This window comes from Baia soyae (assembly GCF_004341445.1).
Taxonomy (GTDB): domain Bacteria; phylum Bacillota; class Bacilli; order Thermoactinomycetales; family Thermoactinomycetaceae; genus Baia; species Baia soyae.
The window spans coordinates 1-9,642 of sequence record NZ_SLXV01000062.1 but is presented as its reverse complement, the minus strand read 5'-3'; the positions used below and the strand labels follow the sequence as shown (position 1 = coordinate 9,642).

At 39.6% G+C, this 9,642-nt stretch carries 8 protein-coding genes; 7 read left to right on the top strand and 1 reads right to left on the bottom strand.

All coding sequences use genetic code 11. From position 1 onward, the window contains the following. Positions 1 to 193 precede the first annotated feature (193 nt). Positions 194 to 670, top strand: coding sequence for a glutathione peroxidase (locus EDD57_RS13685; protein ID WP_131849974.1), 477 nt, complete (start codon positions 194 to 196; stop codon positions 668 to 670). Positions 671 to 712: 42 nt separating this feature from the next. Here the strand turns inward: EDD57_RS13685 and EDD57_RS13680 are convergent, their stop codons facing one another. Beyond that, positions 713 to 1,897 carry a CapA family protein gene (locus tag EDD57_RS13680; protein WP_131849973.1) on the bottom strand — a complete coding sequence of 395 codons (1,185 nt, stop codon included), beginning with the start codon at positions 1,895 to 1,897 and terminating at the stop codon, positions 713 to 715. A 176-nt stretch (positions 1,898 to 2,073) separates the two neighbouring features. Between EDD57_RS13680 and asnS the strand changes: the two genes are divergently transcribed. The 6 genes from asnS (at position 2,074) to EDD57_RS13650 (ending at position 9,509) form a co-directional block, all read left to right on the top strand. Next, entirely contained in the window at positions 2,074 to 3,369 is a 1,296-nt protein-coding gene (gene asnS / locus EDD57_RS13675; RefSeq protein ID WP_243649566.1) for an asparagine--tRNA ligase, read from the top strand. Between the two features lie 126 nt (positions 3,370 to 3,495). Continuing rightward, the gene (locus EDD57_RS13670) at positions 3,496 to 4,218 is read left to right on the top strand and encodes a DnaD domain-containing protein (RefSeq protein ID WP_243649565.1); all 723 of its coding nucleotides are present in this window, start codon (positions 3,496 to 3,498) and stop codon (positions 4,216 to 4,218) included. A 115-nt stretch (positions 4,219 to 4,333) separates the two neighbouring features. Further along, on the top strand, positions 4,334 to 6,553 hold the full coding sequence (locus tag EDD57_RS13665; protein ID WP_131849971.1) for a YheC/YheD family protein: 2,220 nt from the start codon (positions 4,334 to 4,336) through the stop codon (positions 6,551 to 6,553). Between the two features lie 251 nt (positions 6,554 to 6,804). After that, positions 6,805 to 7,656: a cytochrome c oxidase assembly protein gene (locus tag EDD57_RS13660; protein WP_165873838.1), complete on the top strand. Its 852-nt coding sequence runs from the start codon at positions 6,805 to 6,807 to the stop codon at positions 7,654 to 7,656. 22 nt (positions 7,657 to 7,678) lie between these two features. Next, complete coding sequence (locus EDD57_RS13655) at positions 7,679 to 8,005, top strand: c-type cytochrome (RefSeq protein WP_165873837.1); 327 nt, start codon at positions 7,679 to 7,681, stop codon at positions 8,003 to 8,005. Between the two features lie 172 nt (positions 8,006 to 8,177). Beyond that, positions 8,178 to 9,509, top strand: coding sequence for a helix-turn-helix domain-containing protein (locus EDD57_RS13650; protein ID WP_131849968.1), 1,332 nt, complete (start codon positions 8,178 to 8,180; stop codon positions 9,507 to 9,509). The last annotated feature ends 133 nt before the right edge of the window (positions 9,510 to 9,642 follow it).

Below are 9,642 nucleotides of genomic sequence, written 5' to 3'. Positions count from 1 at the left end.
GCTATCCCTCCATGTAGTCGATTCTATATAATTAGAATTCGACAAAAAAGACCGCAAACCTTGTCTATAAAATAGACTTTGTCTGCGGTCTGAAACCATCTACGCTGTGTAGATGGTTTTGCTTTGTTTAATAATTTATATGAATATTGAATACATGGTATAGTAAAGGTATCTCGTAGAATGAGGTGGAATGATGGACTTTTATCAACTATCGGTTGTCTTATCGAACGGACAAGAAAAGTCATTTGAAGATTATCGCGGAAAAGCAGTTCTATTGGTAAATACGGCTAGTAAATGTGGCTTTACTCCTCAGTACAAAGGACTTCAGGAATTGTACGAAACGTATCACGATCAAGGCCTTGAAGTAATTGGCTTTCCGTGTAATCAATTTATGGGACAAGAGCCTGGTTCGAATGAAGAAATTCAAGAGTTTTGTGAGATAAACTATGGAGTGAAGTTTCCGATTACGGATAAGATTGATGTGAATGGCTCGGATGCTCACCCTGTTTTTCAGTATTTGACCCAGGAAGCAAGAGGAATTTTAGGTGAAGCGATTAAGTGGAATTTTACGAAGTTCTTGGTAGATCCTAGTGGGAATGTAGTGAAGCGCTTTGCTCCTACTACCAAGCCAGAGGACTTAAAATTGGAGATTGAGAAGGTATTGAAATAGGCAATAAAAAACAGTTGACGGTGAATCAACTGTTTTTTTGTTTTATTGTTTTTGAGCTGGATTTGAATAGACAGGAATTGCATCACCGGGACTTACGTGTGAAACGGTGTCATTCCAAACTGATTTCCATTTGGACGCTGATAATCCAGGATAAGGCAAGTCGCTTGCTTCTTGCTTAGGTGTAGGGATAATAGCATATTGTTGCTTCCCATTTGCATTGTATTTATGGACAAAGGTAGGAAGATAGGAAAATTCCTTTAGTTTTACTTCATTGGTTTTTGAATCCTTCTCTACATCTACATATACAATAATTCCCTCATCGGTATAACGGTCTTTTTGGTTAGAGACAAAGTTTCCCATTGAATAGATAATATATTTCTCTTTTCCATCTACATTCATTTTCTCCATCGGCTGGAGGACATGAGGGTGACTACCGAAGATGACATCCGCTCCCGCTTTAAAGACTTTCTCAGCAATTGATTTTTGGCTCGGATTTGGGTTTCGTTGGTATTCAACACCCCAATGGAGAGAAACACAAACTAACTCAGCACCTTCTTTTTTCGCTTGAGCGATATCTTTGGCTATTCCTGTCCCATCTCCAATCAAATCAATCAGATACGGCTTGTCTGATGGAACAGGAATTCCATTTGTAAGCTCTGTATAAGCGAGAAAAGCTACTTTGATTCCATTTTTCTCGACAATGAGTGGTTTCCGTTTCTCTGCAGAAGGAGAGGTACCTGTCGTTTGGATTCCACGTTCATTTACGACTTTATGGGTTCGAATGGCTCCGTCTACTCCCGTATCCATAGCATGGTTATTCGATGTGCTTACGACATCAACCCCAGAGTCTTTCAGTGCGTCCACGATCTGGTCAGGTGCATTAAATTGTGGGAAACCAGAGTATGGTTTAGAGGGCCCTGCCAATGTCATCTCAAAGTTTCCAATCGCGATGTCTGCTTGGCTAATATAAGGTTTGACTTCCTTAAAAAAGGAACGAAAGTCGTATTTGTTTGCTCCTAGGTCACCTGCTTTAATCTGTGGTGTATGCATCATGATGTCACCAAATGCAGCAATCTGAAGCTTATTAGATGAATTCTCCCTTTTCTCCGCTTTACTCGGTGAATCGCTGTTACTATCCGGAGAGATTGCCGATTTACCAAATGGGAAAAATATAACGAACAGAATGACAGCTAAAATAGCTGTGATAATCGATATAATTCGTTTCAACTGTTTTCACTCCTTTGCTTGTCCGACTTAAGTGTTTAAAGCAATACGTCCATTATAGTAGATTTTTTCACTTCAATTTCTGTCTAAAATAAGAAATCCTTTGACCGAATTCGTTGACGATGAAATTTTTAGCAGTCTATAATGGAAAGAAGCGTTTTTAACAGATGGGGGTAGTTATGTCAATGATAACAATACGTGAAGTCTCTGCATATGTAGGACAAGAAGTTACCATAGGTGTATGGATGTATAATAAACGTTCCAGTGGTAAAATTCAATTCTTACAATTGCGAGATGGGACAGGCACGATTCAAGGAGTTTTAGTACGCAATCAGGTAGCTCCAGAAATTTGGGACGAAGCGAAATTATTGACGATGGAAAGTTCACTATACGTTACGGGAATGATTCGTCAAGATGATCGGGCTCCTTCGGGCTTCGAACTAGACGTAACGAGTGTGAAGACCATACAAGTCGCTGAAGAGTATCCAATTGCGAAAAAAGAACATGGCACCGATTTCCTTATGGATCATCGTCATCTTTGGATCCGTTCTGCTCGTCAAGCAGCGATTCTTCGTGTCCGTGCAGAAATCATTCGGGCGATTCAAATGTTTTTAGACCAAAAAGGTTTTACATTAGTAGACCCGCCGATTTTAACACCTTCTTCTTGTGAAGGGACAACCAATTTGTTTCATACCAAGTACTTTGATGAGGACGCTTACTTGTCACAAAGTGGACAGCTATATGCAGAAGCGGCGGCGATGGCGCTCAATAAGGTGTATTCTTTCGGACCTACCTTTCGTGCGGAGAAATCCAAGACGCGTCGTCATTTGATTGAATTCTGGATGATAGAGCCGGAAATGGCATTTGTGGATCATGAAGGAAACTTGGAATACCAAGAACAGATGCTAGAGTTTGTAGCTCAGTCAGTTTTACAAAACTGTCAAACAGAATTACAAACGCTTGAGCGTGATATTTCGAAGTTAGAGAAGATTAAAGCACCATTTCCGCGGATTACATATGATGAAGCGATCGAGTTATTACATCGTGAGGGCTTTGATGATATTCAGTGGGGTGAAGATTTTGGTGCACCTCATGAGACGAAAATCGCTGAAAGCTTTGATAAACCTGTGTTTATTACGCATTATCCAACGGAGATTAAATCTTTCTACATGAAACCAGATCCAAAGAGACCTGAAGTGGTACTATGTGCTGATTTGATTGCTCCAGAAGGATATGGAGAGATTATTGGCGGATCACAGCGGATTGACGATCCTGAACTATTAGCGGAGCGCTATGAGGAACATAGTTTGTCCAAAGAGGCTTATGCTTGGTATCTAGATCTGCGTAAATATGGCACCGTTCCTCACTCTGGATTTGGACTTGGACTAGAGAGAACCGTTGCCTGGATTTGTGGCTTGGATCATGTGCGTGAAACGATTCCGTTCCCTCGTATGTTAAATCGTCTCTATCCTTAATATATAGAGGAAAGAAGCATCTACTCACTTAGTTTCGTGATGTAGATGCTTTTCCTATTTTCAAGACTATTTTATTAAAGAATTCGTGGTATAGTTAAAGGATGAAGTAAGCGAGGTGGATGTTTCTTGGAACAATCTGGGTCTTTTCAGACAACATTAGTTAATTTTCTGTTGCAAGGATCTGTGTCTGTACCTGTAATCCTTTTACAAGAATATAAGCAGGTTGGTTTAACAGAGAAAGATGTTATGATTCTCATCCATCTGATCAATTTTCAAGAGAAGGAATGGAATCCACTCCCTTCGATTCAACTGCTAGAATCTCGTATGCATATGGGTTATGAAGAGATAAGTAATGCTCTTCATCATATGGTACAACATGGTTTTATCGAATTGGAAGATGTTACGGATGAAAATGGACTTCAATCTGAAAGATATTCGTTAACCCCACTTTACAGACAGCTAGCCGCTAATTATATTGGTCGACAAACACCTGACATAGAAGAACAACCAAATGCGTACCAAGGCTTATTTCAATTATTTGAGCGAGAATTTGGAAGGGCTTTATCACCGTTTGAGTGTGAGACATTGTCACGGTGGATCGATGATGACGGATACTCGGACGATTTAATAGAGGCAGCATTACGAGAAGCTGTTTTTTGCGGAAAAGTAAGCTTTCGTTATATAGATCGAATCCTATTGGAATGGGAGAGAAATCAAATTCAAACTTCGGAGCAAGCTTTTGAATATACAAGACGTTTTCGATCTAAAGGAGTTTTGTATAAGCAAATGAAGCCGACAGAGGTGGATGCAGGAAATTTCTCCTTTTATAATTGGGTAAGTCAAGAATAGACGCATGTTGATAACCTATCAGCATGCGTCTATTTTTTTTGATAGGGGACAAATATACTTGTGACTTTCCCTACTTCGGGCATAGTCTAATTGAAATAGGAGGGAGGTGGAGGTCTTGTCGCGAATAGGTATTCTCATTAGTCAGAGGATTTTTGCTGATTGTTTACGTCAGCGATCACCTTACGAGTCCTTCGTGATGTACCATCGATTTGCGAAACGAGAAGGTCTTACACCCATCTTCTTTACGATTCATCACGTACATTTTAAAAATCGCACTGTTACGGGATTTCAATATAGAGAAGAGCAGAATACTTTTAAAGAAATAACCATTCCCATCCCTGCTATCATTCATAATCGGGTGAAGCCAGTGAGTACGAAAAAGCAAGTAGAAAAACTAGTACAGACAACTGGAGTAACCGTATTTAATCAAGATAATCGTCTAAATAAGTGGAAGGTGTACCAGGATTTATCCCAATTTCCAGAAATCGATCCCTATCTTCCTAAAACGCAGTTACTATCCATAAATAATTGGCGCACGTTTCAGGAGCAGTACGAGGTTGTCTATGTGAAGCCCCTTGAAAAAAGTTTGGGGATCGATATTTGTCGGATCGATCAACAGGAAAATAAATGGCGGATGATCCATTCCACTGGAGTAATGGAGATATACCCGAATCCCGAGCTGGAAATTCAGTTAGAAAGGAAAGCCGAAAAAGATGAGTTCTTGATTCAACAGGCCATTGCGGTCCAAACGATCAATGATCAAGCGGTTGATTTTCGTATAGCAGTCCAAAAAGGAACCGACGGGCAATGGAGTGTCTCCGGTATGGTTGCCAGGCTTGGAGTGAAGCATGGAATTGCTACTAATTTAGCTGTTGGGGGGAAATCGAAGAAGATAGATGAGGTTTTATGCGATCTAAATATAAAGGATGCTCAAGAGATGAAGGAGAAGATCCAAGAGTTGGTTATCCTAGCGGCCCAAAAGCTTGAAACAACGAATCCTGGTTTAGCCGATTTAGGATTTGATATTGCTATTGATGTAGATGAAAAGATATGGATTATTGAAGTGAATGGTCGAGATCTTCGAATTACATTTCATCAAGCGCAAGATTTTGATGCATGGCATAAAACGATACAAAAACCTATGGAATATGCGGGATATCTTGTAAAGCAAATGATACAGAAACAACAAGAAAGCCCGAAGGTTAGTATTGTTACTCCGGGGAATTTACCCATTGATCAAGCAGGGAGTGGTTCAGTAGAAATTTGTTCTCGTCAGATTACAAACCATCTAAGTCATCAATTACCTGTTACATTAATGGGAATTGGTATACATGGTTCCAATCAGATTCCGGCTCGTCAAATCAATTTCTCTTCTGACCGGAGGCGCTACCGAAAAGAAGTAATACAGTATTTGCTTCAGAACCCGAACCAGATTATCCAATTTGAAAATCGCCCCACCTGGATTATGAATCCTCCCATTCAACAACTACAAGGAAAAAAGGTTCTCTTTCTTCACTCAGAAAGCTATATCAGGCCCCCTTACATCAATCCGAAAGAAAGAAGTAAGGTTTTAAAGAAATACGATATGATCTTGGTAAATAGCCAGTTCCTCCGATCCCGAGTGATTGCTATGGAGGAGAATCTTTCGGATCGTTGCCATGTGGTACCTTTAGGCGTTAATCTGAAGATGTTCCCTTCTATTCATGAGCCAGATTGCCAACAAAATCGCATTTTGGAGCGCCAAAAAAGGAAGCTTGGAGGAAGGCCTGTCCTGCTTTTTGTAGGACGAATCATTCCACAAAAAGGTCTTCATCATCTGTTAGAAGCGTTTGTAGAAGTCGTGAAGCAAGAACCGGATGCGAAATTATTGATTGCTGGAAGTAGTTACTATGGCAAAGAGTTTGAAACAGAATATCTCAAAAAATGTAAGAAGTTAGTGGAACCGTGTGTAACACAAGTCGAATGGTTAGGTTATGTGCCAAATGATCAACTACCCTCCATTTATCAACTAGCAGATTTGCTGATCACACCATCGGTAGGAAATGAGGCTTTTGGTCTGGTGAATCTGGAAGCGATGGCGACTGGATTACCTGTTTTAAGTACCACTGTGGGAGGAATTGGTGAAGTGGTCCAAGATGGAGTAAACGGGAAACTATTATCTCCCGATATTTTGAGTAAACGGATCGAGAAGGTTCTACTCCATTGGCTAAAGAATCCACAGTTGCTAAAAGAAATGGGGCAGCAATCTCGTAAAATCGTAGAAGAGAAGTTTAGTTGGAAGAGAGTTGCTGAGGATTTAAAGAGTTACTATCAGATGTTGATGAGAGGAGAGTAAAAGATCTGGAGGATTTTGAATTCCTCCAGATCTAGACTAGTTTGTTATACAAACAAAAATGGAAACATAGGAGAGCTCATTCACAAACTACATATTTAATTCGAAGTTATCATGATAGGAGAGAGGGTATTTTGTTCAGTTATTCACATATTCTTTAAAGTGTCACAAACGTGCTTTTTGTTATGTGTCTAATATGTGATAAGATGTGGTTGGTAGTAATCTCGAAGTAAGGTATGGGAGGAGGACTTCCAATGTCTTTTCAGGATTTTATGCAGTTATTTTTGTATGCTGCTAACTGGAATTTGCAATTAAACTTATTATTTATTGGACTTGCTGTTGTCTATTTACTTATTACAGGACCGTACCGACATAAATTTCCTGGTAAGGATCCGGTTTCTGTTTCTCAGAAGCTTTATTTTATGTTTGCGATTTTTATCGCCAATTTAGCGATTAGTAGCCCGTTAGACCTCTTGGCGCATGAATTGTTTAGTATGCATATGCTTCAGATGTCGCTTTTATTTATCGTGCTTCCGCCGTTTTTATGGCTAGGAATTCCTGATTGGATGATTCGTCCAGTCATTGAATTGAAGGGAATACGTCCAGTCTTTCGCTTCTTAACAGGGCCTATCGTAATCCTTTTTTTATTTAATGGTGCCATTTCGTTATACCATGTGCCGATTATTTTTGACGCTATCATGGAGAGTCACTTTTTACACTATGTTTCGCACACGATTTTACTTATTTTGGCTTTGTGTATGTGGTGGCCTGTTGTTTGTCCAGTCCCGGAGTGGGATAAAACAAAGCCGTTGTTAAAGTTAGTATTTATTTTTGCAAATGGGTTCTTACTTACACCTGCCTGTGCTTTGATTATGTTTGGGGACCATGTGCTATTTGAAACGTATCGTCAAATGTCTCAACTTGCACCTATTCTCACACCACTAAACGATCAACAGCTAGGTGGAGTGATCATGAAGATCGTGCAAGAGCTTGTTTATATCTCAGCGATTGGGATTGTGTTCAAAAGATGGATGAGAGAGCAAAAGAAAGAAGATGAGCGCGATTTGGCAGAACTTATGTCCAGAAAGCCAGTCACAGAAGAGTAATGAAATAGGAGAGTGTTTACGCATGAAGAAGAGTTGGATTGCTGTTTTAATATGTAGTTTTATACTGATAACCGCTTGCTCAAGTCAAACAAAGCCAACTTCTGATGCCCCTCCTGCGGTAGATGCTGGGACCCCAGAGGCTACTTATCAAAAGAATTGTATGAATTGCCATGGAATGAATTTGCAAGGAGGAGTTGGGCCAGATCTTACAAAGGTTGGTAGTAAGCTGGGTAAAGAGGATATTCATAAGATCCTAGAAAACGGTAAGGGCCGGATGCCTGCACAAAAAAGTTATATCAAAGCAGAAGACTTAGAGAAATTGTCGACGTGGCTATCAGAAAAAAAATAATGAAATATAGGAAAACAGCTCGATATGGGAAGAGCTGTTTTTTTCTTTTCGCTTTAAATGGTGTGTGAATGTAATAAAAAATTCATATGCTTGTTATAAAGGGATTGAATGAAACCATTCGAAGTATTATAATTCATACGATTAACTTAAAAAATTTAAGTAGGTGACTATCATGTGCTATTTCCCTTTAGATCGGGAACGGTTGGGTAGATTGATCCGTTCTTGTAGAAAAGAACGTTCTTTACGTCTAAAAGACTTGCAGGATGAAAATATTTCAAGTGCAACGATTAGTTCTGTTGAGCGTGGAATGAAAAATATTTCTTTTGAGAAAATTACATACTTATGCGGTAAATTGGAACTGGATGTAGATCAGTTCTCAGTGTTTGTAGAAGTGGAAGAAAAACGGGAGATGAAATTACGAAATCAACTCAATTTCATTGAGCATTCTATGGATCTATTTGGTCCAGATCAAGGACTTGAGCAATTACGTAGTTTCAAAATCGATCGAAAGAGCAAATGGTTGGCGCAATATACATACTTGAAAGGTAGATGCTATTTCCTAAAACAAAATTGGGAAAAAGCAAAAAGGCAATTACAAAGTACGTTAGATTTATTGGAAGCTGGAACAGAGCTCGAGTCTACAAACATAAAGGCAGCTTGTCAATATCTCTTCGCTAAGATTGCGATCGAAGAACAAGGTGATATGATACTTGCACAAAACTGGATTGATCTAGGAAGCCAGTCGTTTGTTCAAGGAGGAGATCGCGGAGAGATTTGCTATGAGTTATTGTTATTAAAGGCAAAGATCTATACGGGTCAAGAAGATTGGGAGAAGGCACTCGGGATTGTGAATGAGCTGTGGGAATCCCTCGATCAGATAACAAACCCATATTCAAAGGTGGATTTATACCGCCTAAAGGCATTTTTCTGGTGTAAACAAGGTTATCTAGCTGAAGCTACTTCTGCTGTCTTCCAGGGGCTTGAATTAGCTAAAATGAGCATGTGGCGTGAGGGAGCAGTCGACCTTCTGCACGTGTTGTCAAAGATCTATATTGAAGAAGGCGATTTTGAATCAGCAGAGAAAGTCTTGTTACAAGCTGCGACACATAAAGAGAAGCATTCACATGAATACCGGATGATTCAAACTTATCTATCTTTGGGGAACTTATATAATTATCAAGAAAGATGGAGTGAAGCAGAAGGCTGGCTCCGAGATGCTGTTAGAAAAGCGAAAAACCATACAAATAAAATCTATTATGTGATGGCTTTAGAGGCACTCGGGGATTGTGAAAAAGGAAAAGGAGAAGACGGTGAAGCTCTACGGACGTATCAATCTGCATTGGAACAAGCAGAGAGAAACCGATTTGTCCATCAATCCAAAACTTCCTTAATGAAAGTGATCCAATGTCAGGAGATACTCAAAAAGGAATTAACATTCCGCGATTTGGAGCGTCTATACCGAATTGTGTCACAAGAAAAGAACGAATTACTGACTACTGTATAATCAAACAAAAGAAAGACCCAAAGGACAAGCCTTTGGGTCTTTCAGACCGCAGACAAAGTCTATTTTATAGACAAGGTTTGCGGTCTTTTTTGTCGAATTCTAATTATATAGAATCGACTACATGGAGGGATAG

What these genes read in the sequence shown, in the direction of transcription:
- EDD57_RS13685 (WP_131849974.1), top strand. Translation starts at nt 194, where the DNA reads ATGGACTTTTATCAACTATCGGTTGTCTTATCGAACGGACAAGAAAAG.
- asnS (WP_243649566.1), top strand. Translation starts at nt 2,074, where the DNA reads ATGTCAATGATAACAATACGTGAAGTCTCTGCATATGTAGGACAAGAA.
- EDD57_RS13660 (WP_165873838.1), top strand. Translation starts at nt 6,805, where the DNA reads ATGTCTTTTCAGGATTTTATGCAGTTATTTTTGTATGCTGCTAACTGG.
- EDD57_RS13655 (WP_165873837.1), top strand. Translation starts at nt 7,679, where the DNA reads ATGAAGAAGAGTTGGATTGCTGTTTTAATATGTAGTTTTATACTGATA.
- EDD57_RS13650 (WP_131849968.1), top strand. Translation starts at nt 8,178, where the DNA reads ATGTGCTATTTCCCTTTAGATCGGGAACGGTTGGGTAGATTGATCCGT.